We start from the raw sequence: 25,604 nt of genomic DNA, 5'->3' as shown, positions 1-25,604 counted from the left end.
TCATTGAAGATAGGCACAATAACGGTTCTATTATCGTTACTTCACAGATACCGGTACAAGGATGGTATGACATTATTGGAGAAAAAACAATCGCCGATGCTATCTTGGATCGTTTGATACATCATTCACACAGAATCGAATTATTGGGTGAATCGATGCGGAAGAAAAAAACCATTAATAAAGATTAATTTTTTTAACTATTTTTGAATAGAAACTAACACATGAAAAAAAGTAATTTTAGGTGAAAAATCGGGGTGGTCAATTTGAACCGGAATTGGGTGGTCACTTTCAACCGAAATCAGGTGGTCACTTTAAATCGGAATTGGGTGGTCAATTTGACCGGAATTTGCAGGTTATCTCTTTTTCATAATTTTCATAAACTCTTAATAAAATTTCAATTTCATATTCCTTTTCATTAATATTAATTTTATCAAATGATTTATTAAAACACAATTTAAAGAATAACTCCCAATTTGAAATTAAAGGAGGAGGTACTTTAAAAGTTAAAGCAAATGTTTTTTCCAAAAGACCAATGCCTATATTTTCTTCTTTTTCTTTAAAAGAATCAATAACTTTTTTGGAATCATATGGTATTATTAACCATATATTTTTTAAAAAAATTGAATTATTGTTTTCAGCAAAAAAAATATTTATAGTTGACCAAATACTTTTCAATTTTTCACTAGTCAACCTATCTGTATTATCTATGGTAAGAATAAGAGTTTTTTTATTGGTAATTAATTCAGTATCTATATCATTCAAAAAGTTTCTAAATCTCAAATTAGAGGGTTCAATCTCTGTTATAGTTTCATCTGAATTTGATTCTAATTTTTCCCCTGAAACCCAATAAAAACTCTTTCCAATAAGTTCCCAAAAAGTAAGTTTTGATTTGTCTTTCTTGTCTTTTTTATAATTTACTTTATAATCATTACGAAATGATTTTAAAAACAAAATCAAGCTAAATAGCAAAAACAAATAAGGAACTGATTTATATATGTAGGTGTAGTTTATACCATTAGAAAAGTTGATGTAAAACTCATTTTTTAAATAATTTAAGGAGTTGTCATAATAACCATATAATTTACCATTAATTACTTGCTTCTTTATTTCATTAACAAACTTAATAATAACGAATCCTATTACTAAAAAAATATAATACAGTTTTACTTGAGGAAAGTGTTTAGTGTTTTTGGAGATTCTTTTTTGTGATAATTGAGCCTCTTTATCAATCCAAATTTCTGAATTAAAAGAATCAATATTATTCCTCAAAGAATTTATTAATTCAATTATTATAGATTTTCTAGTTAAATCTTCTTGATGAGTCCACGTATCAAAAGTGTAATGTAAATATTTATCTTTTAATTCTTTTTTATTTAAAATTTCTTCTTCAATAATCTTAATAATATTTGATTTTCCTGTACCCCAATCTCCTTCTAAACCAATAATTTGTTTATCAATTAAATTAGATTGATTTTCTATAATACTAATTATAGTGTTTGAAATCTTCCTATGAGATTCAGCTTTAAATAAATCTTTGCCTTCTGGTATATTTGATAATATTTTAGGGTAATTTGAAGTCATAATACTTTTTAAAAAATTATTCGAAATATTAAATTTCTTTATTTATATATTGAGACCAAAAGTCAATTACACTTTTTATTATTGGTTCAGCAGGGAAAACTAAATTACCAATTTTTATATAATCAAATGTTATTGGAAACATTGCTGGTAGCATTGCAGCCATTTCAATTTTAGGAAATTTTTCCTTTGAAACTGCATGTTTTGAATGATTGCAAAAAATTCGAATAAATCTCAATTGTTGGTCAACTTCATGAAGCTTGGTTTCATCAAAAATAAAATTATTCTTGCCTTGCATTATTTCAATTTTCTCAACTACTATGTTTTTCAAATGCAAATCAACATTGTCTGAGTTTCTAATCCATTCAGGCAAGGCATTTAAAGTCAATAAACAATCTGTTAATTCATAAACTCCTCTACTTTGTTTAAATTTATCAAAATCATATAAAGCTTTATCATACCAATCTTTATAATCATTTAGTACTGGAATTTTTTTGAAATTAAATTTGTCCATTTTTGAGATTCATTATTTACTTAATGTAATTTATCTAAAACGTATTATTCACTATTTTTTCATTGTATAAAATTCCATCAATTCTTTTTCTGTTAAAAATTTAATTCTTTCAGAGGGCAATTGATATAACTCTCCTGTATTTAAATCTTCAACTAATCCAATGAAATAATCACTACCATAATTTTTTTGTTGTACTCTCCATAAATGGAAATATCCAATTTTATTATTAGGATGATTTTTTAATACTTTCTCTGTATAATCAGCATTAGTTACATACTCAACTAATCTTAAATCTGGTTTTGTCATATTAATAATCTTATATAACTATTTCATCATTGGTATTTCCGTCAAAAACAATACCTCCATTTTTATCTGTAACAGTTTTTAAATCATCACTTACATTAAATGGTAAATCATCATTATCATCTTCAAATATGAAATCTGATGACTCATTGACTTTAGAAGCATTTTTTGAGATTGAATTTGGTATTACATTTTCAACAACCTCTTTTGTAAATGAAAAGTTGGCTATTTGAATTTCAAATAAATTCCCTGTCTTTTCATCTTCTATAATTCCTAAAATAATCTCTGAACCATTTTCAGAAATATTCTTTTTGAAAATATGAAAAAATCCAACTTTTGAAGTTTTGGAATTTTCAAGTTTGTATTTTACTTTTCTTAATTGTGTCATATTGTTATTCCTTAATTTCTTCAAAATTTATTGCACTAATACCTTTAGGAGTAAAAGTCAAGTTTGCAAAATATTTAGTATCTTTTTTTACCTTCAAATATTCTGATTTACTTATTCTAAGCCTATTAGACAAACCAAACATTCGAACATTAAAAACTAATTGACCTTTAATATTTATTACTGTACCTTCAAATTTTTTAGGTGTAAAATCACTATCATCAATCCATAATTCATTAATAGTTAAATTTACAAATTTGAAATTTTTATTTATTTCTTTTAAATGCTGGTCTGCATGTGAGAATTGATAATCATAGCATTCTTTTCTAAAAAAAGTATAATGATAATTAAATAAATCTTTTTTAATAACAGTATCATTTTTGTACTTATTGATTACCATTCTGGAATCTAAATCATATAATCTTTTAGAATGAAAATTAAAAATAGTTTCTTTAACAGAATCAATATGCAAATAATTTTCAAGTTCATTTATTATATCAAATTCTGAATATCCTTTTAACAAATTCTTGCCAAAATTGAAATAATCATTTTCAATTGTATTGAGCTTAAATATTAAAGCAAAAGGTCTAGTCTCTGAATTTTCATATAAACTTTCAAAATGCTTAATTATCTCAACTTGAGTTATATGATTAGTTTTAATATCCTTTATGTAACTCTCTTTAAGTTTTAAAATTCTATCAATATTTTCATATACAGATTGAATTGCCTTAATAAATAAATCTTGAATTATTGTGTGTTGTTTTAATATTTCATCTTCATCAACAAGTACATTCTGAAGAGTCCACAATTCTAATTTTATGTAATCATAATAACTGTAAGAACTGAATCTATCAATACTTAATTTTATTTCAAAAAAGTCTCTAGCACTTTCTAAACTTTCATTTCTTAAATAAAACTCTTTCTCTTTATGATAAATTCTAGCAAGATTAAATTCTATCGAACCTCTTCTATGTGTAATATGAGAATTTCTTTTTTCATAAAAAGAATCAATATATTGCAATTTTGTTGCTGCTTTTTCTAAACTTTTCTTGTCTTTTCTTGATTCTAAATTTATTGCATAATGTATATTGAAATTTTGAATAGTATCAAAAATTAAACTTGCTTCATCATAAAGTTTATTGATTTTTTCATTTTGAAAAACATTATTAACTTTTAGTGATTTTAATAAATCAACACATATTCTTGAATGGTCATCATTTGGATTAAATTGTCTTATTATCTTCAAATAATCATTAAATAATTTTTCATTATTCTTATATGATATTGAAATACATTTTTCAGATATTATACTATGCTTTGTTTTAAAAAACAAGTCCTCTTTGGTGTCAAATGGTTTTTCAATTTCATTAATTAGCAAGCCTTTACAATCCACATCCAAAACATTTTTCTTGAAATCATCCCAGCTTCTAGAGACTAATTTCTTTAAAATGCTACCTGGCATTGGTATTTTGTATTGATATAAAAGTGATGTGAAAATAAAAGCAGTTTTTGCTTCAACATCAATCGAATTTAATACACTATCAATAATCTTTTCAAGCTTATTACCTTCAACAATAGATAACATTGCAACATATGGGTCAGAATTAAATTCAAATTTTATTCTTTCAAAATATCTTTTCTCTTCATTTTTATCTCTAACATTTATCAGATTATAGAGTTTTAATTTTTGTATTAAAGTAGTGATTTCTGAATCTTCTAATTTATGATTAATCTCAATAACATTGATGTTTTTATGTGTATAAGCAATCAAATATTTTTTCAGAATATTTTCCCTTATTGGAGCTAAAAAGGAAATATTATATGGTAGTTGTTCTTCGCTTAATCTAGTTCTAAAATTAATAAAATCTTTAAAAGTTGAATTGCGCTCTATTGTGTCAATTAATAATACAATATTTTTAACATTACTCTTTTTTATTATTTCTTCAATATCTTGAGTTCTAATATCACTAGGGTCAATAATTTCTATACATAAATAATCTAATTCACTAGTTAATTCTTTTAGTACCCTATATGAAATTGTTGACTTACCAATACCATAATTACCTGATAAAAAATTTATTGGTATTAGAGTAGTATTAGTATTTGATGCTAAAATTTGTTCTGTAATTTTTTTGTTTACTTTAGATTTAATTACATCATAATCTTTGAGAATTATGGAATAATTGGGAGAATGACCTTTGTAAAAGTCTTCTGGTTTAATTGTTTCATCTTCTATTGCAGATTTAAGCTGCTTAATTTTGCCATTCAATCTTATTTGAAGTTTAGGGTCAAGGGTAATTTTAATATTATCCTTATTGTAAAATTTAGTAGCTGATTTAGATGCTATTCTGTCTAATTTTTCACTTTCCCATTTCTCGTAATATTCAATGAATTTTGAAGATGTCAATTTTATTGTTATCACATTATTACTCTCCAAAAATGGTATTAAACTCTCATTTGGAAAAGGGTCAACATTGTAAATTACTTTCTCTTTTTGAATATTATCTTTTCTCATAGTCTCAAGCAATTGTTTAGCTAGACCATCTGTAAAAGAATATCCTATGGATAAGAAATTTACATTAGTAGAAAGGTTGTTCAAGTTTTTTAAAACTGTATTGTAAAATTTTTTGCTTTTTGTAAAATCATCTGATGAAAAAACAAAATTATATTTACTGATATTACTTATACATCCATTTAATTTTACATACTTAATTTGGTCATTTGAAACGCCCAAATTATATTCATTTATATTTCTGACTGGTAAAATTTCCTTATGTTCCTCAGTAGTTCCTTTAATATCATCATAAGCATTTTCCAGTATTAAATCAAGATTAGTTGTTATAATTTGTCTCCAATCTAATCCAGCAATAACTTTATGAAATCTTTCAGGCTTTATTTTGACTAAAATAGATTTGATATATTGGTCAAATTCATATCTGTTAAATTTATCCAATGTAGAAGCCCTATCAAGAAACTCAACCAAATCATTAGTATCTAGATTTACCTGTAATTTTTCTTGGTAATATGAAATTATTTCAGAACCTAAATATTTTTTCTTATCAGTTACAGAAAATCCAGCCCCAAGAAATAGGATTGTATTTCCATTGTGTATTTTAGGAAAAATATTTTGTTCTAAAAACTCTATTGTTTCCGTATTATCTTCTAATAATCCTTTCATCTCTACAACCTCTTTAAAACTTCAATTATTGTATTTGCTGTATAGCAATCTTCTACATTTTTGGTTTGAAAAACCATAAAATACTTGTATTTCTCTCCTGATTTTTCAGCCCAAATTTTACCTAATTTATTTTTGTCTTTACTATCATCATTATCCAAATGGTCTCCTTTAGTTTCAATTAAAACAATGTTTCCTTTTTGGGTATAAATAATAAAGTCAGGGTAATGGTCTCTATAGTACCCATTAATAAAAAAGCCTTTGCCACGTGTTAGATTTCTATGCCAAAATATTACATTATCCATTGTTGCAATAGTCATAATCATATCTTGTTCAAATCCATTCATAGTATCTTCACGTTCATATAATGATTTCCCTATTGCAGTACTCAAGTTGATAGGGTTGATACTTTCACTGAATGAAAAATTCTCTTTTACAAAAACCTCATTGGAATCAAGTAGTATCTTAAATCTTTGTTTTGAATATGCAGAACTTAAGTCATTGATTTTATTTTTAATCTTTTGAATATATATAAACTCATTATTGATGATATCTCTAATTTGGTCATTAGATAAACTTTCAAATACTCTACCTACATAACGCTTTAAGTCTTGCTCTGAAATAGGTGTCATATCACCTAATTTGCTTACAATAAACTTACTTACATCTTTAATTTGGTTTTCTTTTGGTTTTGACAAAATAGTATCTACCAATATATTTTTTGCTCTTTGTGAAACTTTATTAGCTGTAGCTGTTCCTTTATTACTATCAAAATCTACAGAATAAATCTCAGCAGAAATTTCATCAAAATTAATTTTAGTATCACACTCTAGCAAGTTAAAACCTTTGAGCAAACTATTTTTGTTTAGTAAATAATCACTTTCTGTTAGCTCTTCAAACAAAATATTTTGAGCTAATTCATCTGTTTCAGTTTTTAAGAAAAATTGAGGTAATACAATAGTTTTTGTAATAGATTCAAATTGTTTATCTATTGCATATCTTTTTGGAGTTTGTTTCATAACTTCTGTAAAAAAGGTGGTATTATCATCAATCTCTATGCTGTTTACTTTTTCTTCAAAAACTTTACTCTCAATTACAGCTTTTTCAGTAATGTGTCCAATTACAGTTATGTTGTTAGTATAGCTCTCTAAAGTAACTTCTTCATCAGGGTTAAAATCAATAGCATTTATATTAAAATCATCATCAGATTTTACTTCTGTAACAACAGGATTTTCAAACAAATCTTGTTGTAAAATTTCCTCATTGGTTAATTTAGGTTCTGGTAATTCCTCTGCAAAATAATCTTCTTTAGAAAATCCAGCATCTTGTAATCCTTTTACAATATTATCTAAAGTATCATTGAATCTAGCAGATGCAGTTAATACAAAAGACATATTCAATAAAGGACTATTATGTTTTGTTACATAAGGTTGTCTTAATACCCTACCTAAAATTTGCTCAACTTCTACAGGAGAAGATTTATCTGCCAAAGAAGCCAAAATATAAGCATTAGGACAATCCCAACCCTCTTTAAGTGCATTTACAGTTATTATATATCTAACAGGACAATTTCTATCCATTAGATTAATTCCTTTTAACTCATCAATACCACTAACTTTGATTTTGATTTGTTCTTCTGGTATTCTTAACTTAACTAATTGCTCCTTAATTTTTTGAAAGGTTGTATTATCTTTCCCTTTGATATTAGACTGAGCTTGAAATAAAATGATAGGTCTTATATATTTTCCTGTGATAGTTTCTTCTTCTTTGGCTAATAATTCTAGTTGCCTTTGAAGATGTAATGCACTATTGATAACTTCTTCTTTTTTGTGATGATTGTAAACCACAACAGGTAATTTTACCATATGTTCTTGCTTTAGTTTTAAAGCACTAACAAAACTAATAATATTACTATTCTCCTTTGGTGTAGCTGTTAAATCTAGAACCATAGAGGGGTTTAAATTTTTGAGCATTTCTACACTCAAATCACTTTCTGCATTGTGGCTTTCATCAACAATCACAATAGGATTTAAACTCCTAATAACATTGATTAAAGCAGTTTCATCTGTATCTTCAAGTACTAAATCTTTATTTATAATAGTCTCTCTAAAAGCTTCTAAAGCACCATTTTCTTGAAATATCTTCCTATCTTCTTTTTTAGCTTTATCAATTCTTAAACTACTAAAATTCAATACAAAAATATTCAGTTGTTCAGTAGCAGAAGTTGGATTGAAATTAGCTCCTTGCAAAAGTTGGTCTTTTTGATATACTTCTACTTTATGACCAAAAAGACTATTGATTTTCTCTCTGTATGGATGACTAGGGTTATTTAAATTGTTATAAGTTTGTTGTAACAAATTACTCCAAGGCACAAGCCAAACTACAGCTTTTGCATTTCCTTGATTGAAAAATTTGTTTATAGTGTATAAGGCATTACAAGCTATAAAAGTTTTACCACCAGCAGTTGGAACTTTTACAGCAATATGTACTGCTCCGGGAATGTTGTCTTTATAGGGTTTCATTCCAGACTGTGTAAGTGGATTATATGCACCCACTCTGTCAGTCCAAAACTCATTAAAAGCTTTAGCTGGATTGGTATGTTGTTGTAGATAAGAAAAGTAATTTTCTAAATCTTTTATTACGTCTTGTTGGTATGGCTTTAGCTCCATTGTATCTATTTAAAACCTAGTTATATCTCTTGGTATTTTTTTGAAAATAATGTGATATTTACTCATTAGTTTTTCATCTAACAAACAATTATCTGCATAAATTATATATTGCTCTGCTTTAGTTTTTAATTTTCTTAAAAAACTTTCATCTAATGTGGTCATAGCATCTTTATCATAATAGAAATAATAGGCAGTTTGTTCTTTAACTCCTAGTAAGTACTGTTCATTTTGCTTTATGTAATTAGATTTTGTTTCAGAAAACCACACATACTCATTAATTCTTTCTATACCAATAGCTTCATTTAATAAGTCATTCTCTAAGAATATAGGTTCTCCTAATTCATAAAAACTAAAATCACCACCTGTTCCCTCTATAGGTTTAGCTTCAGTACCATAACCTTTGATTACTCTTTTTACTCTTTCAGCAGTAATAGTGTTGGCATAGTCTTCCATTTCAATTAAAATGAATTTCCTGTTACCTCCATCTTGCTTATTTAGATTTAAAACTGCATGAGCTGTTGTGCCTGAACCTGCAAAGGAATCTAGAATTATAGAGTTTTTATTTGTAGATATTTCAAGTATTCTATTAATTAAACTAACAGGTTTTGGTGTTTGAAAAATTTTTTCCCCATCAAATATCTGTATTAACTCTTTTGTAGCATCTGTAGCTGTTCCTAATTCACTCCAAATTGTAAATGGGTTAACTCCTTTAATTTCAGCTTCTGACAAAAATCTTTTATATTGTGGTTTTGATTTCCCTGTTTTACCAAATAAAATTCTATTTTCTTTAAATGCAATATCATATTTTTCCTTTGTAAATCTCCAATGTCTGCCTTTAGGAGGTAAAAATATTTCACCTGTATTTGGATTTAAAATTTCATACTCTAGATTTGTTCTGACATTAGGAGCATCCATTGGGTCAGCAACCCATGCACCTCTAGGGTCATTATCTGGATTACTAAATTTTGATTCAACAATTGGTAATGGATTTAATCTAAAAGCAGTCCTGTTTTTTGAATAACACAATGTGTGATTATGTGACAATGAGTAATCAATATCATTTTGACTTGACTTCCTATGATTCCAAATAAAGTCTGTTACAAAATTATTTATACCAAAAATTTCATCACAGATTAATTTTAAATTTGCTTGTTCATTATCATCAATTGAAATAAAAATTACTCCATCATGCGCTAGTAATTTGTGTAAAAGCTTTAATCTTGGATACATCATACATAACCATTTGTCATGCCTTGCTAAATCATCAACACCAATACTAGCATCAGTAAAATTTTCTTTTGCTTTTAATGTAGCTTCTAACCACTTTTTAATTTTAGGGTCATTTACATTATCATTATATACCCAGCCCTCATTTCCTGTATTATAAGGTGGGTCAATATAAATACACTTTATTTTGCCCTCATATTGTGGTAGTAAGCTTTTTAAAGCCTCAAGGTTATCTCCGTGAATAATTTTGTTTTCACTAACAAAAGTATTTGTTTCAGAACCATTGCTATAAGTATATTGCTGTTCTAAAACTTTATAAGGTACATCTTGATGATGGTTAATTACTTTGTCTTTTCCTATCCAATTGAGTGTTGGCATATATGTTAAAATTTAAAATGCTAAATGTACTACATTTTTTTAAATTTTTTTTTGGTAAAAAATTTAGCTCCAACTATTTTATACACACGCAAGCCTCCGCACAAAACACCCCCGCCACTTCTAAAACCCACTAAATACCCCCACTTATTTGGAGCAAGAAAAGATTTCTTGTGCCATATTTTTTTCATTCTAAATTTTAGCTTACATAAATTCAAGGTGATAGTTGTAATTTTTTAAGTTCAGAGGTGTGTTTAAAGTTTGGCAAAGTTCAACTCAAAAAAATTAAATCAATGGTACGAATTATTGACTACAAAAAAAGACAAGCAGAGGATGGTAGAGAATTCTTTGTTTTAGAAATTTCGGGAGGTATTGAAATGGTAAAAAGCCAAACCTCAAATCAGTTTTATGCAACTGCTAAAAAAGCATTTATTTCATCAACATTTGATGAGCAAACTTGTAAAGCTCTTATTGGTACTGAAATGCCAGGTAATGTAGTAAAACAAGAATGTGAGCCTTATGAGTATGTAAATAAAGACTCAGGAGAGGTAATGATGTTAAGCTACAGATATGTTTATACACAAGATGAAGTTATTACATCTAAAAAAGACAAATCCATTCAAAGACTTCTAGCTGAGGAACATACTTTTTCAAGTAATGGGCATCACAAAGAAGAATTTGTAATGTAAAATTTAACTCGTCCATTTTTGATATAGCTCTATTAAGGGTAGTATCATTTGTGGACGAGTTTTTTATTTTCTATTCCTATGGAAGTAGCTGAAATTAAAGTTTCCTATTCAAATAATAATCCTGATAGAGTTCAAGTCACAAATAGCCAAAAGATGTTTGAAGTGATTATGAAGCATTGGGATTACAACATTTTGGAGTATCAGGAACAAGTGAAAGTAATATTGCTCAATAGAGCAAATATTGTATTAGGCATCTATGAGATGTCTAAAGGTGGTATTTCAGGAACTGTAGTAGATATAAGAATTATTCTAGGTGTAGCTTTAAAATGCAATGCATCAGCTATAATCTTAGTACACAATCATCCAAGTGGTAAGTTAGTGCCTAGTGAACCTGATAAGGCTATTACAAAAAGATTAAAAGAAGCTTGTAATTTGCTTGAGGTGTATTTACTTGACCATTTAATTATATCTAAATTTGGGTATTACAGCTTTGCTGATGAAGGCACATTATAACATACACTTTAGAAGTCTAGCTGTATAATGCGTGCGAATGGGTGTGTGAATAAGGAGGCTTTTTGGAGTGTTGTTGATTAGTTTGAAAAAAATCAAGATATAATAATATAGCCAAAAGTTTTAAATTCAATCAATAAAAATAATTAAATATAATTTCACAACAACTTTAAAAAATAGTAATATGTTATATGTATTAGTAACTTTCCCAGATTCCCAGATTCTCAGGAACTTATGGGACAAATATGGTTTGATGAATGTATATTAATGAATGATGAAAATCATTTAGATAATATTGGAGGAAGTGCTTATTTTGTGCCAAAAGAACTTTATGATACTCTTTGAACCCATAAATATAGCAAATAGCCAAAATGGTTTTTTTAGTTGCTAAATATGGTACATAATTTGATATATTTTAATAAACTTAAAATCTATTAATTATGCCAAGAAATCACGAAGCAGACATGAGTAATTCTAATTCAGGTACATCAGGTACAAATGAAACTTATCAACAAAATCAGGACAATAGGGCTGACCAAATGAATCCTAATAATGATAAGTATCAGGGTTAATTCTAAATTTTAAAATTTTCAAAAATGGGTTATTTATTCTAAATAGATAACCTTTTTTATTTTACCAATTCTTCTAATTTAACATCTAATGCAACAGCTATTCTGTGTAATGTGTAAATTGTTGGGTTAGTTCTGCCTGATTCTATTCTTGAAATATTAGTTGTATCAATATCTCCATCAATTTTACCTACTAAATCCACTTGAGTTAAACCCTTGCTAATTCTGATATCTTGGATTCTTTTACCCACACTTTTTAATAATTCTTGCTTATCCATAACTTGACATATTTGGCAAGTCAAGAAAAGATTTATATGTTTGTAAGTTAATGCCATATATGGCAAGTTTTAATGTTTTGTATATGAAGAAAATTGATTTAATAAACTACCCTTTAAATAATGTAGCATTCTTTAGGAAGGTTGATTTTAATCTTGATAAGGAATTTAAAAAATCATTTTTAAACATTCTTTTTCTGAAAATTTTTGGTAATCAAAATGCAGATTGTTTATATGAAGTATTGACTTTTCAAATTGATGAAAGCACAAATACATTCAAATACGGCAGAATTGTTACTGAAGAACTTTCCAGAGAAAGTATTAAATATAATACTCCAAATAGCCTAAAAATGTTTAATGGAGAATTGCTATTTGAAAATCAAAACTACTCATACAGAACAACAAACTTTAAGAGTAATTTACTTGATTTATGGGTAGCAAGAACAAACAAACATACTGATGAAATAGATAATTTGGTTTATAACACTTTAATATTTAGGTGATGAATCATACACATAAAAACATCAATGAAATAAAATCTTGGCTTACTGATAATTCTGAAAAAGTCAAGCTAGATATTTCAAATTCAAAATGCAACAAATGGGAAAATTGGCTTGAAGATAAAGCAACTCATATTTACCCTTGCGTATGTTCTAATAGAGAGCAAAACTGTATATTTATTGAAACCTATTACCAATTAGATAGAGTTATACAACTACATCAGAAAAAGGAATACTTTAAAATCCTAGTACAAGAATACAAGCAAATTAGTAGTGATAAAATTGCTTTATCTGAATGGTTCAACAAAAACAAAAAGTTAGCTTCTGAATTAGCTTTTGATACAGAAATATCAATAATGCTTGAATTAGAACCCTATAAAACTTCAAAAATAAAACTCAATGAAAATGAGTTCAAAAACATCATTGAATTACAAAATATTTTCAATGAATTAGAATACAATCAAATCATTAATTCTTAAATAAATCAAATGAAAAAATCAATTTTACTTTTATTTATGTTATCAATTTCATTATTTACAATTAGCTGTAGTAATGATGATAATAACAACTCAAATGTTAGTACAGAAGAACAAGCATTGTTAGGAACTTGGAAAGTAGTTGCCTATGGTACTGTTAATTCTAGTGGTGTAGAAACTATTAACCAAATAACCAACACTTGTTTGAATACATATAAATTCACATCAGATAAAAATGTAAATTATAAAAGCTATGCAAGTTGTACTGATGTTGAAGAAGAGAATGGGACATGGAGTTTATCAGGTGGATTATTAACCCGTACATTTCCTCAAGGTGTAACTGTAATAATGAAGCACAATATTACATTTATTAACCCAGATAAAATCAAACTTTTTGAGGTTGGGAATACTACAAATTTTTCAATTTATCAAAGAGAAGGTTCTACATTACAAGATACAAGTTTTAAAGTAGAAGTTGGTGGTATTTTAAAAACTAATATGTGTGATATAAGTACAAATAGCTACTCTGTTAAATTAGAATATCTTTCAGATACTTCTACAATCAATACACAAAATTTTAATGGTAATACACAGCAAACCATTTCAAACAATTATACCTTAACAGGTAATGTTATAGGAATACGTGTAAAGCTTTTGAATTTTAATTCAACTAATGCAGCTAGTGGAAGAGGTACAGGATTTGCAGATTTAACATTCAAAATAACAGGAATGCAAACTAATGAAGTTGTTTATAACAATATTAATCTATCTGACCTATTAATTTGTACAGATGCCACTTATGAAGCATTATTATTATACAATACTTCAACAGGAGCATTTACACAAACCTATCAAACACACGGGTTTTAAACTCAATTTAAACCACCAATAACAAGGTGGTTTTTTTATACCCAAAAGTTATGAAACAATTAAATATACCTTTTAAGTTAGGTATGCAATATGATAATTGGGAGTTTGATTTAGAAGTTACAAAGGATAGAATAGAGGGTTGTGATAGTTACATTTATGTAGGCAAAAAGTTTAATAAATTTCTGAATTATTCTACAGATAAAACTGAATTACTATTCAGTTTAGATGTATTAGAGGCAGTAATATTAAGATTTACTTATAGAAATATTAAATTCTATTATGAACTTTTAAAAGCTATAAGTAAAACTAGTAGAAGCAAAGTGAATTATCATAATAACTACACAGCTTATCTAGTTTCAAATAATCTAATACATGTCTTTTACAATAAAAGTGATAGTACCATTATTCTCATATATGGTAAAATTAGATTTATCCAAAAACAATTACTATTTTTGCACTGAAACAGAAGAAAGAGTGGTTTTGAAATGTTGGTCAAGGCACACATTTAGGCATACATGAAAATTAATTCTTTGTAAAGTCTTGGTTTTTAGCCCAGAAGTGTCACAGGTTCGAGTCCTGTTCCCGCTACTAGGTAACCCTTTCAGTAATGAGAGGGTTTTTTGTTTTCAACCTTCGAAGGGTTCGAAACCCTTCGAGGGTTGGTTAAACATAGGAAAAATAGAATAGGCTTTGTCATTTATTATTTTATGCGGTTTGCTTCCATTCTTCCGCCATTTTGTAACAAAAACAATTTTACAATTTCGTTTGCATCATTCTTTTCAAATTGCAGCTGAGCGTCCACTACTTTTAAGAAAAACAGTAATTCGCTTTCTGCAAATATTGGTACTGTATTTTGTCCAGTAGCTTGTGCAAATAGCTGCTCATTTTCTAACGTAATTTTCAATTCAAAACCTTTCTGAAGTTCATAAGTACCCACAAATTTTTGAAGCTGTTCAGCCGGTAGTTTTATTTCTGTTCTTATGATTTGTTTCGGTAAAGGCTTATTGTATAAAATGTTTTTAATTGATTTTACAGGAATAGAGACATTATCATGATTTTGAAGGATAATAATCGTTTTGTCATTCGTGATATGTCTTTCAATGTGTGTTGCATAGCCCGGCCATCCGCCACTATGAGCAACAATTTTACCAAAGTCTGCGTTTTCATCAATTAGCCAACCTAAACCATATTTTGTTTTTGATTCATCTTTAAGTGTAGCTACTTGAAATACTTCTTTCATTCCTTCTTTTGAAAGTAATGTATTGGTGTATAATGCTCTGTCCCATTTTAATAAATCATTTACAGTAGAATTTACACAACCATCACCCACAATACCATCTAGCCAAATAACCATATTTGTTTCAGGTAAGTTGTCGGGTAAAAAGTATTTTTTTAAACTATCTGAATACACATAACCAAAAGCATAATTGTCTATTTTTTTTGGTGCAAATCTTCTTGTATAAACAAAACTTCTTGTCATTTTTAACGGTTTAAAAATGTTGTTTTGTAAAAAATCAGCAAAGGTTTGACCAGATGCTTTTTCTACAATTGAGGCTAAAAAAGCATATCCTGTATTGCTGTATTCATATTTGGTATTGGGTTCAAATACAATTTTAGGTTGAACTTTACTAAATAAAGAAATGATGTCTTTGTTAGTGGCCATTTTTGATTTGTCAAACATGCTATCCATTAATTCCATATAATCAGGAAGACCGCTAGTATGATGTAGTAGATTTCTAACGGTTATATTTTTGTAGAAGGATAATTCAGGGATGTATTTTGAAATATCATCATCCAAGTTTACTTTTCCTTTTTCTTTCAATATCATTATAGCCATCGCCGTAAACTGCTTTGAACATGAAGCTAATTCAAAAATAGAGTTTTCGTTCAGGCTTTGTTTGGTTTCTTCATTCGCATTTCCAAAGCTTTTTTTATAGATTACATTTCCTTTTTCAGCGATTAGAACATTTCCATTTAACCTCTCAGCCGCATGCATAGCTGTTAGCAAACTGTCTATTTTTTTGACACGATCTTGCCCGAATGTTGATTGTCCGAAAAGAACAACTGTAATGATAAAAAATAATTGCTTCATGTTTATTTAATTTAGTTTTTTTATAAATCATTGTAAAACAGCCACCTGCATTTTTGGAGTTGGCTCTGCTTTTTTCCATTGATAAGACGCCTCGTTTTTTTGTTTGTTACATTAGAATTAATGAATAAATGTAAAATAGATGAACAAAAATAGGTTCTTTAGAATAGGCGATTATTACCATTCATTACATCATTCACACCATTCAATTCGTTTATTGCTTAGTATTATTGAACTCTCGATAGCTGCTGCTTTTCACGAGAACTAAAAATTATGTAATTTTTGATTTAACCCGTTGGGTGTAATTAAATTTTGGAAATAATTTTGCCACTAATTCACTAATTTTTTGCATTAATTATTCGATTTAATTCGAATTTTCATCAAAGGTGAATAAATTATTTGCTTTTAATTAATTTATAATTCGAGAATTCGTGGTAAAAAAACCTAAATAAACTTGAATAAAATAATTACACCCAACGAGTTAATTTTTGATTTATTCATTTCTTAAAGAATGAATAGTATAGTCCTCGTAATTACCAGATTGATTGTATTTGAAACATACATGAAATGCCATTTACCTATTTCCTCTTAATTTCATCAACACTTCCGGTTTTTTTCTTCTGGCTACTTCAAAGGTTTCATCGTTTGTCATTTGGATGATAAAAGGTTCACCTTTGAAATAATTTTTTATGTAAGAAGCATTGATGATATGTGATTTACTGATGCGAACAAAACTTGACTTTTCGCCGAAATAGTCTTCAAAATCTTTCAGGTTTTTTGGAGTAGTGAGCGTTTCACCGGATTGAAGGATAACTTGACAATATCTTCCATCTCCTTTGATTACTTGAACATCTGTGCTATTAATCATTTTTACTTTTTCGCCACTGTGAATGGCAAATTTTTTATCAGAAGTATTCGTTTCCAAACTTTGGATTAAATTGATTACTTGATGGTTTTGATTGATTTTAGAGGTTACGTTTTTTATTACTTTCTCAACGGCTACTTCTAATTCTTTTATATCAATGGGTTTTAGCAAGTAATCCAACGCATTGAACTTTATCGCCGTAATGGCAAATTGGTCAAAACTGGTGACAAAAATGACCTCAAACGGAATTTCTTCCCACTTTTTGAGTAAGTTAAACCCATTGGCTTGCGGCATTTGAATATCTAAAAAAACCAGTTGTGGGTGTAATTTTACACACAATTGATACGCTTCCTCTACATTAGATGCTTCACCGATGATTTCGATTTCGGGATGCTTTTTTTCCAGCAGTTTGGTGAGCACCTCTCTGCTGTTTTTTTCGTCATCTACCAAAATGGTTTTTATGATTGCTGTGTTGTTCATCCTCCTAAAGGTAAAAATAATGCTACTTTTGTTCCACTTGCTTCTTGTTTATCATCATATACATCTTGAATTACCACTTTCACTTCATTGGTTTTCCAGATGTTTTTTATCATTTCCAAACGTTCTTCGGTGAGTTGCATCCCAACCGAATGATGAATGGTGTTGGTTTTGAATTCATTCGATTTTACTCTGCCAACGCCATTGTCTTCGATGATGATTTTTAACAGCTCATTTTCTGTTGAAATAGTAATCGTTAATTTTCCGGTTCTTTCTTTTTTCAAATTCATTAGTCCATGCCAAATGGCATTTTCTACATACGGTTGAATGAGCATCGAAGGGATTTCTATTTCGTAGGGATTGACGGATGAATCAATCGTGAGCTGATAATCAAACGCATGGTCAAAGCGAAGTTGTTCTAATTCGATATACAACGCCAACATATCCAATTCTTCCTGTAAAGTTAATTCTTTGTTTCTGGAATTATTTAAAACCAAACGGACGAGTTGACTGAATTTGGTTAGATAGTTATACGCTTCCTCTTCTTTTTTATTGAGGATGTAATTTTGAATGCCGTTTATCGCATTGAAAATAAAATGTGGATTCATTTGAGCTTGCAAAGCACTCAGTTGCGACTCGGATAGTAAGGTGTTGATACGTGTTTTTTCAGCTTCTCTTTTTTTAATCGATTGAATGACTTGTTTTATGATTAGAATTATGACGAAAAGAATCAAAACTATCATCGACACGATGAACCATGCTGTTTTCCAAAAGGGCGGATGAATTTTGATTTGCACTAGCAATGGTTTTTCACTTTTTGAACCATCATTATTTACCGCATACATTACTAGTTTATACTCGGCTGGAGCTAAATTTTCAAAACGAAGTACGTTGGTATTCTCTTTTCTGAATTCGGAATCCTGACCGATTAATTTGTACAATACACCTTCTTGATTCCCTTCCTTAAAATGCAAACGATCTACGATTACGGTTAAATTGTTTTGCCAATAGTCCAGTTTAATGGTTTTATTTTCAATTGCATAAACAGAGTCGTTAATGCGAAGTTGAGCCACTAATAGGCGAGGCGGCGTTTGGTTTTTTAGTTCTGTTTCTATAGGAAATTGACATAAACCATCAGGAGAAGAAAGAAAAAGTTTATTTTGATAACTACTCAAATGCGTAATATCATTAGATACTAATCCGTTTGCTTTGCTGTAAACATTCGATTTTTTGGGATGGTACTTTATCAAGCCGTTATTGCCGGCTATCCAAATATTTCCATGTTCATCTTCGGTGAGATCATTCATTACCAAACTGGCATTTTCTATCGGAATAGCAATAGCCTTGTCATTTTCTACTTGATAAAAACCTTGTCCTTTGGTAGTAAAATAAACCTTGCTTTTTTTAGAAATCAAAATTTTTGAAACAGCTGTGTTGATGTCTTTGATTTTTTCCAGTGTATTGGAGATGGGTTTAATTTTATATAAACCGTCATTACAACCCACATATAGTAAATCCTCATTCAGTACTTTGAAACACCTTCCTTTAGAAGGTAAAGATTGCGGAAGGATTTCTGTTTTGTTTCCATTGTATCGATACACAGCACCAACTCCTAAAATATACAGATGATTGCCAAAAGCATCGAGTTGATAGCATGTTAAATTCCCTTTGTCTTTTGGGCTTTTTATGTTTTTTTCAACTTGAAATTGATTGTTTAAGGTGCCAAAATACCCTTTTGTTGCAATGTAAATCTTATCCTTGAACGCTAAAATATCGGTTATGTCTGTATTTCCGGTTGATAGTAATTTTGTGTTATAAAATTGATTGTTTTCAACCCTAAATAATTGATCAATTTCGGTTGATAAAAACAATTGATTGTTGATGGTTTTTAAAAATGTAGTTTTCTTATTCAGTTCTTTTTTATCCGGATAATGCAACACCGAGTAGTTTCCTGCATAAAAAACACCTTTTTCCGTTGTTGTGCACCACGTGCCACCTTCTCTGTCCACCACAATTGAACTAACGGTTAATCCGTTTAAACCATGATTAAACGTTTCTAAACTTTTGCTGTTGGGATAATGATAGACACCGTTGGAGCTGGTGCCTATCCATAATCCATGTTTCTCATGGATGTAAAGTGAAGAAATTACACTTGAAAAAGGGACGACTTTTATATTCAGTTCCTCATCAATTTGAATTAGGTTGTTGTGAACAGAAACAAATGTAAGACCATTATTGTTAACTATCCTTGAACGCCAATCTAACCTTGAATCGTTGAGAAGGTTAATCGTGATTTTTTTTGCTTTTCCATTTCCTACAATGGCAATATCCACTTGATTATTTCTCTTTTGAAGTTCGCCTATCCATTTGCTATTGTTTTTTACAAAAAAGCTGTTGTTTTTGTTTTTGTCTATCACCAGATAAGCATCCGTTTGATAGTTGTTGTGCGAAGATAAATCAATAATGTTTTTTGTTTTTGTATCAATCTGAATAGTGCGTTGTTGCGAATTAATTATCAAGTTATCCTTAGCGTCTTTATTGATTAGGTAGCTGATGTCAAAGGTGTGTTCTAATGAATTTAGCGAAAGGTAGCGTTGAATTTTTTGCGATATATTTACTTCTTTAATGGTATTGTCTTTTATGGTTAAAAAGCGATTATTCGAGGTAATCAACATCAATTCACCCGGTTTTTTTTCTTCCATATAATACACACCATTTTCAGTCAAACCATTTTGTTTGTCAAAAATGATACTGCTGTCTTTGCTGTATTTTACCAAACCATTTTCGGTTGCAATCCAAATATACCCCTTGGCATCTTGTAGTACATTATAACATTCTTGTGAGGGAAGATTTAAGGAGTTGCTTACGTTGGTAAAATAAATTTCTTGTCCGGAAAGAGTGGTGATCCATCCGAAAAAAAATAATAATTGTATTGTTTGAAGTACTTTAATATACCGGTTTTTATATATTCAAAAATAACAGTTTTACTTTATTTAAGTACTGAAAATGTGTGCGATTTATGTTTTTAACGGTTCTTTAAAAAAGGAGTTGTTTTTTAGTTTAGCATTTTGGATGAATAGGGATTGAAAATTGGAATTATATAGTAAAGATTCCAATTTTTTGATTCTTTTTAAATGAATTACTATGCAAAAAATTACTTTTTCATTTTTATTGTTGATGTTGTTTTCAGCTATTTCGTTACATAGTCAATGTACAACAGGAACTCCCGTATCTTCGGTTACGTTTACACCCAATTATTCCGGGAATGCAGAAACCATTGATTTGTTCACGGCTTCTAATGGTAAGTATCATAAATTGAATGTATTGGCCAATCGTTTTTATACCTTTTATGCGTATAAAACCGGTGATGCTGAACAAGGGTATCAGGACTATATAACCATTACAGATGATCAAGGTTTTTATCTAACAGCCGGTTATTCCCCTTTGGTATTCAAAAATTTTAATTACACTGGTGAAGCCCGAGTGTATTATCATACCAATGAAGCCTGTCAAACCAATAGTATCAACAAAACGGTTTATGTGATGAGTTCACTTCAGGATCGTTTTCCGCCCACAAACTTGACAATTAACAATGTATCGACCAATTCTGTTTCGTTCAGTTGGCAATGGGATTGGATTGGTTCGCCTCCTACCAATGGGTATCAATATCATATTATTGAAGCTCCCGGAAGTTTTAGTTTACCCCTTCCGCCGAGTAATTCTTCTGATTCCGCTTTTACCGGATTTTCCGCTACCACTTCAGCCACCGTATCAAACTTAAACCCTAACAAACGCTATCATTATTGGGTGCGTTCTAACTATAACGGGCAATACAGTGTTTGGATGCAAGGTGGAGAGTTTTTTACCTCTGCAGTGGTTTGCAATCAACCCACTAATTTAAGTGTGAATAATATCACTGCCAATTCTGCATTCTTTACTTGGAATGCACCTAGTCCGGCACCCTCTCACGGATATGAATTTGCCTATAATTTAACCGGACTTGAACCGAATGCCTCTCAAACCTCTTATCCGCTCAATACCAGTACACTCATCAATAATTTATCCAGCAATACCACGTACTACTATTTTGTGCGTTCCAATTGTAATACGGTTCAATCTACTTGGTTATTTGGTGGAAGCTTTACTACTCCGCAGGGTCTTAATTGTAATGGTGCGTTTTATGGATTACACCCAACAGCTACTTTTACACCGGCATGCACAGGAAGTTCGGAAACGATTGTTTCTAATGCCAAAGCCGGAGAATATTCGAATATAAATGTATTGGCGAACAAACAATATACTTTTGGTAGCTCTATCGCCACTGATTATCTTACTATTACCAATGAATCAGGTACAGTTTCCTATGCTGCCGGAATAACGCCTTTGGTATGGCAATCCGGTGCTTCTGCGGAAACGGTTCGCTTTTTTCTACATTCCAATTCGTCTTGTGGAAACAGTGCTACCTTACGTACCAGAACTATTTCTTGTGCTCCTTCTGCCGGTTGTGCACCGCCAACCAATTTGAGTACGTTTAACGTTGGTGTAAATCAAGCCAGTATCAGTTGGACGGCCTCTACTTCCAATCCATCGTTTTATGATGTTTATTTTTCCATTAACAATACCGCTCCAACAAGCGGAACAACTCCTAATGGAAGTATAGCCGCTACTTCGGCAACCATTAATAATTTGACCCCTTCAACAACTTATTATTATTGGGTTCGTTCCAATTGTGAGGGTTTAACCAGTACATGGATTTCCGGGGGTAGTTTTACCACGTTATCCGTAGGAGCGTGTAACACTGCCATTTATGGTTTGTATCCTGATGCAACTTTTTCCTCTTCTTGTACCGGAACGGCAGAGTTAATTGTGGATAACGCTTGGGCAGGAGAGTACGCTAACGTAAACATTTTGGCCAATCGCTCCTATACATTTTCCAGTTCAGTAACAACTGATTATATTACGATAACCAACGCAGCAGGCACCACTATTTTTGCCAGTGGTTTATCTCCTTTATCATGGAATTCTACCACGAACAACGGGGTATTTCGTTATTACCTACATGCCAATGCCAATTGTGGCAATCAGAATGTAAATCGCTCTAGATTCATCAGTTGTCAGACCACTGCACCATCTTGTGGAAGTCCGTCCGGCATCAGTTTTTCGGCTATCACTTCGGGTACAGCAACTGCTACTTGGACGGCCGCTTCTCCGGTACCTTCTAACGGATATGATGTGTATTTGTCCACTTCATCTACTGCTCCAATAGCAAGTACTACACCCACAGGTAACGTGACAGGAACATCTGCCAACCTAAACGGATTGTTAGCCGGAACAGTTTATTATGTTTGGGTCCGAGCCAATTGTGGTGCTACACAAAGTACGTGGATTTCCGGAGGAAGCTTTACGACACTTACTGCCAATGGTTGCACGACCGCTGTGTATGGATTATTTCCGGATGCTACCTTTACTCCAACGTGTAGCGGAACTGCTGAGTTAATTGTAAACAATGCTTGGGCGGGAGAATATAGTAATGTGACCATAGTGTCTAATCGTTCTTATACGTTTTCCAGTTCAACGGCTACTGATTATATTACGATAACCAATGTAGCCGGAACTACAGTTTTAGCTCATGGTGTTTCTCCTTTGTCATGGAATTCGGCAGCCAATAATGGTGTTTTCCGTTATTATTTGCATACTAATGCGTCTTGTGGTAATCAAGATTCAATTCGTTCTCGATTTATCTCTTGTCAAGCACCTGCGGGTTGTGCTGATCCTAGTAATATCAACATCATTTTTGCTACCGCTAATTCCGCTTCATATCTTTGGACAGCTGCCAATCCCGTTCCTGTTAATGGGTATCACTATTATATTTCAACTTCTTCAACGCCACCCAATGCATCGACTATACCCACCGGAAGTGTGGTAAATCAGACTACAGTTAATGTTTTTGGATTAAATTCAAACACCTTATATTATTTTTGGTTGCGTTCCAATTGCTCACCTACACCCGGTACTTGGATTAGTGGCGGAGCTGTAAACACACAAGGCACTTCTACTTTTTGTTCTACAGCCGTTTATGGGCAGCATCCTGCCACAACGTTTACACCGGCCTGTACTGAAACCAATGAAATAATTGTGAACAATGCCCGAGCAGGAGAATTTACTGCCGTAAATATTTTACCAAACAAACAATATACGTTCACGAGTTCTGTCACCTCAGATTATCTAACCATCACCAATAGTAGTGGAACCGCTTTAGTGATTAGTGGACTTTCTCCACTGACATGGAATTCCGGTTCAACTTCCGGAGTACTACGTTATTATTTGCATGCTGATGGGGCATGTTCGTTTGAAAATGCCAACCGCACTCGTTCAATTATGTGTGTAAATGCGTTAAGTGCTCCCGATGAAACACTACAACGGTTTACGGTGTATCCGAATCCAACCGGCTCAGTGGTAACGATAAAAGCATTACAAACAATGATGAAAATTGAAGTAATCAATTCTATTGGTCAATTGATTACTACGCAAACAGGAGCAACGGAACAGACACAAGTTGACTTGTCTGCTTATCCGAATGGTGTTTATTTATTCCGTATTCATGCAACAAATGAGATAGAGACAGTTAAGGTGGTGAAACGATAAGGTTTCTACCCTCGAAGGGTTTCAATTTCTTCGGGGGTTGAAAAATTCTTCGTTACTTTGTAAAAAGCAATTCTCATGAACAGACGTGATAAAATAGAATCCTTGCCCATTTACAAAAAAGCGGAAGAAATATTACAACTCATCAACGGACTATTGGTTAATTTACCCGAAGAAGATGAGTATTTGAACCATACCAAATACATGATGCGGGATGATATTTCCCTTATCTGTGCCAAGATAGCCGGAGCAGAGGGAGGAGATGAATATACCATTCGTATGCAAAATGCCGCCATTATTCGTGACCATGCGATGCATTTGTATGTGCAAGTGGGTAGTCTTCGCTTTCATGAAGATTTTAAAGACAAAGAATTTGTCACCCTCATTCGAAGTGAAATTGACCAATTCAGACAGCTTTTTATTGAATGGGTAGCCGGTTTTGAGAAAAGCAACCACTTCTGGGACGAATGGGAATTATTCAACCCACCGGGAGCTATCCCACCGGACCCCAATGCCTACCAAGACCCCATCAACCTTGATGATTTTTTTGATGATTTTGGAGAGGAGGAAGAGGAGTAATGCTTTCAATCAACGCCAACCCTCGAAGACGAACCTTCGAGGGTTGAAAAATCACTCAATAATAAAGTCAATAATTTCATTAGAATTATGTTCAATGCTGTGATAATGAATTAAGTTTTCTTTATCACAAAATAGTTCTAAAACTCTCGCTCGTTTAATCATTGTTGGTTTTTCCGAAATAATCGATTCATACGATGACCAAGCATATAAACTCATTTGTTTTACTAAACCATGATGAACAGGATTGTTGTGAATGTAGTAAATCAATTGTTGAAAATACCGCTCAGAAGTAACCAACTTGCGTTCAAACTTACCTTCAAATAAACTGCCTGTTCGGTGGTGCCGTTTATTTACAGCTTGTGTATACGCATTAAACAAATGCGAAAACTGTCTGTACGGCTCAATGACTTTTGGTTTGTTTGTTGTATTATACGTTAATTGACTTTCGATAATCTCTGTTTTATCCTTGATTCTAACTAAAAAGTGAAAATGATTTTTCAGTAAACACCAAGCATAAGTATCGGCTATTGGCTCAACGTATTTGGCATACAAATTTAGGAAATGATAATAGTTTTCAGTTTCGAAGAAAATAGGCGAGCTGTTATTCCCACGGTTATAAATGTGATAATAGTGCCCATGTAGTAAAGGGGTTTTGGCTTCCATAATTGATTTTGTTTGGCTTATATGCTTCAAGAGTTTTATACGCTCGAAGTTTGTTTAACTAAATATTAACTCAAAAATAAAAAAAGAGTATGCTCAATAAACTGTGTCAAATATAAAAAATAGAAGGATGAATTTTTTAAATTTGATTTATTATGAGCGAACAATTCGATTTTG

General features: G+C 30.8%; 22 protein-coding genes and 1 pseudogene. 10 read left to right on the top strand and 13 right to left on the bottom strand.

Annotated elements, in window-relative coordinates; all coding sequences use genetic code 11:
- On the top strand, positions 1-188 hold a 188-nt coding region (locus H601_RS0112280; protein ID WP_026711790.1), incomplete at its 5' end, for an ATP-binding protein.
- A gap of 142 nt (positions 189-330) precedes the next feature.
- Here the strand turns inward: H601_RS0112280 and H601_RS0112275 are convergent.
- From H601_RS0112275 to H601_RS0112245, 7 genes are read right to left on the bottom strand one after another with little or no spacing between them, the layout of a single operon-like run.
- Positions 331-1,581: a P-loop NTPase fold protein gene (locus H601_RS0112275; protein ID WP_026711789.1), complete on the bottom strand. Its 1,251-nt coding sequence runs from the start codon at positions 1,579-1,581 to the stop codon at positions 331-333.
- A gap of 28 nt (positions 1,582-1,609) precedes the next feature.
- Positions 1,610-2,092: a hypothetical protein gene (locus H601_RS0112270; RefSeq protein WP_026711788.1), complete on the bottom strand. Its 483-nt coding sequence runs from the start codon at positions 2,090-2,092 to the stop codon at positions 1,610-1,612.
- 51 nt (positions 2,093-2,143) lie between these two features.
- Entirely contained in the window at positions 2,144-2,398 is a 255-nt protein-coding gene (locus tag H601_RS0112265; protein ID WP_026711787.1) for a hypothetical protein, read from the bottom strand.
- Positions 2,399-2,408: 10 nt separating this feature from the next.
- On the bottom strand, positions 2,409-2,783 hold the full coding sequence (locus H601_RS0112260) for a hypothetical protein (RefSeq protein WP_026711786.1): 375 nt from the start codon (positions 2,781-2,783) through the stop codon (positions 2,409-2,411).
- Between the two features lie 4 nt (positions 2,784-2,787).
- Complete coding sequence (locus H601_RS0112255) at positions 2,788-5,958, bottom strand: SIR2 family protein (protein ID WP_026711785.1); 3,171 nt, start codon at positions 5,956-5,958, stop codon at positions 2,788-2,790.
- A gap of 2 nt (positions 5,959-5,960) precedes the next feature.
- A complete protein-coding gene (locus tag H601_RS0112250) occupies positions 5,961-8,624 on the bottom strand; it encodes a DEAD/DEAH box helicase (protein ID WP_026711784.1) in 2,664 nt (887 codons plus the stop codon).
- Positions 8,625-8,633: 9 nt separating this feature from the next.
- The gene (locus tag H601_RS0112245) at positions 8,634-10,229 is read right to left on the bottom strand and encodes a site-specific DNA-methyltransferase (RefSeq protein WP_026711783.1); all 1,596 of its coding nucleotides are present in this window, start codon (positions 10,227-10,229) and stop codon (positions 8,634-8,636) included.
- Positions 10,230-10,519: 290 nt separating this feature from the next.
- Here H601_RS0112245 and H601_RS0112235 point away from each other — a divergent pair, with 290 nt between their 5' ends.
- The 3 genes from H601_RS0112235 (at position 10,520) to H601_RS16900 (ending at position 11,997) form a co-directional block, all read left to right on the top strand.
- The gene (locus tag H601_RS0112235; RefSeq protein ID WP_026711782.1) at positions 10,520-10,915 is read left to right on the top strand and encodes a hypothetical protein; all 396 of its coding nucleotides are present in this window, start codon (positions 10,520-10,522) and stop codon (positions 10,913-10,915) included.
- Between the two features lie 78 nt (positions 10,916-10,993).
- Positions 10,994-11,428 (top strand): JAB domain-containing protein, encoded by a 435-nt coding sequence (locus tag H601_RS0112230; RefSeq protein WP_026711781.1) that lies wholly within the window; start codon positions 10,994-10,996, stop codon positions 11,426-11,428.
- Between the two features lie 437 nt (positions 11,429-11,865).
- Positions 11,866-11,997 (top strand): hypothetical protein, encoded by a 132-nt coding sequence (locus H601_RS16900; RefSeq protein WP_281170585.1) that lies wholly within the window; start codon positions 11,866-11,868, stop codon positions 11,995-11,997.
- A gap of 56 nt (positions 11,998-12,053) precedes the next feature.
- Here the strand turns inward: H601_RS16900 and H601_RS0112215 are convergent, their stop codons facing one another.
- Positions 12,054-12,272, bottom strand: coding sequence for a helix-turn-helix domain-containing protein (locus H601_RS0112215; protein ID WP_026711780.1), 219 nt, complete (start codon positions 12,270-12,272; stop codon positions 12,054-12,056).
- 83 nt (positions 12,273-12,355) lie between these two features.
- Between H601_RS0112215 and H601_RS0112210 the strand changes: the two genes are divergently transcribed.
- Genes H601_RS0112210 through H601_RS16190 form a run of 4 tightly spaced genes read left to right on the top strand, consistent with a single transcriptional unit; the run spans position 12,356 to position 14,576 of the window.
- Positions 12,356-12,772, top strand: a complete 417-nt coding sequence (locus H601_RS0112210) for a hypothetical protein (protein ID WP_156900403.1) — start codon at positions 12,356-12,358, stop codon at positions 12,770-12,772.
- Complete coding sequence (locus H601_RS0112205) at positions 12,772-13,248, top strand: hypothetical protein (RefSeq protein WP_026711778.1); 477 nt, start codon at positions 12,772-12,774, stop codon at positions 13,246-13,248. Before H601_RS0112210 ends, H601_RS0112205 begins: the two co-directional genes overlap by 1 nt.
- A gap of 9 nt (positions 13,249-13,257) precedes the next feature.
- A complete protein-coding gene (locus tag H601_RS0112200) occupies positions 13,258-14,115 on the top strand; it encodes a lipocalin family protein (protein WP_026711777.1) in 858 nt (285 codons plus the stop codon).
- A gap of 50 nt (positions 14,116-14,165) precedes the next feature.
- The gene (locus H601_RS16190) at positions 14,166-14,576 is read left to right on the top strand and encodes a hypothetical protein (protein ID WP_051220746.1); all 411 of its coding nucleotides are present in this window, start codon (positions 14,166-14,168) and stop codon (positions 14,574-14,576) included.
- Between the two features lie 239 nt (positions 14,577-14,815).
- On the opposite strand, the gene H601_RS0112190 is transcribed toward H601_RS16190, so the two are convergent.
- The 4 genes and pseudogenes from H601_RS0112190 to H601_RS16920 form a co-directional block, all read right to left on the bottom strand.
- Positions 14,816-16,207 (bottom strand): serine hydrolase, encoded by a 1,392-nt coding sequence (locus H601_RS0112190; protein ID WP_026711776.1) that lies wholly within the window; start codon positions 16,205-16,207, stop codon positions 14,816-14,818.
- Positions 16,208-16,778: 571 nt separating this feature from the next.
- Positions 16,779-17,549 carry a LytR/AlgR family response regulator transcription factor gene (locus H601_RS0112185; protein ID WP_026711775.1) on the bottom strand — a complete coding sequence of 257 codons (771 nt, stop codon included), beginning with the start codon at positions 17,547-17,549 and terminating at the stop codon, positions 16,779-16,781.
- On the bottom strand, positions 17,546-20,323 hold the full coding sequence (locus H601_RS0112180; protein WP_026711774.1) for a sensor histidine kinase: 2,778 nt from the start codon (positions 20,321-20,323) through the stop codon (positions 17,546-17,548). Before H601_RS0112180 ends, H601_RS0112185 begins: the two co-directional genes overlap by 4 nt.
- Before the next feature lie 12 nt (positions 20,324-20,335).
- Positions 20,336-20,428: pseudogene (locus tag H601_RS16920) on the bottom strand (hypothetical protein); the annotation flags it as partial.
- A gap of 262 nt (positions 20,429-20,690) precedes the next feature.
- On the opposite strand from H601_RS16920, the gene H601_RS0112175 reads away from it, so the two are divergent.
- A complete protein-coding gene (locus tag H601_RS0112175) occupies positions 20,691-24,191 on the top strand; it encodes a fibronectin type III domain-containing protein (RefSeq protein ID WP_026711773.1) in 3,501 nt (1,166 codons plus the stop codon).
- 75 nt (positions 24,192-24,266) lie between these two features.
- The gene (locus H601_RS15700; RefSeq protein WP_051220745.1) at positions 24,267-24,767 is read left to right on the top strand and encodes a hypothetical protein; all 501 of its coding nucleotides are present in this window, start codon (positions 24,267-24,269) and stop codon (positions 24,765-24,767) included.
- A gap of 51 nt (positions 24,768-24,818) precedes the next feature.
- Here the strand turns inward: H601_RS15700 and H601_RS0112165 are convergent, their stop codons facing one another.
- Positions 24,819-25,430 carry a hypothetical protein gene (locus H601_RS0112165; protein WP_035655939.1) on the bottom strand — a complete coding sequence of 204 codons (612 nt, stop codon included), beginning with the start codon at positions 25,428-25,430 and terminating at the stop codon, positions 24,819-24,821.
- Positions 25,431-25,604: the final 174 nt, after the last annotated feature.

The organism is Flavobacterium filum DSM 17961 (assembly GCF_000425465.1).
Lineage (GTDB): Bacteria > Bacteroidota > Bacteroidia > Flavobacteriales > Flavobacteriaceae > Flavobacterium > Flavobacterium filum.
The sequence above is the reverse complement of the archived record's forward strand: the minus strand, read 5'-3'. Positions and strand labels throughout refer to the sequence as shown.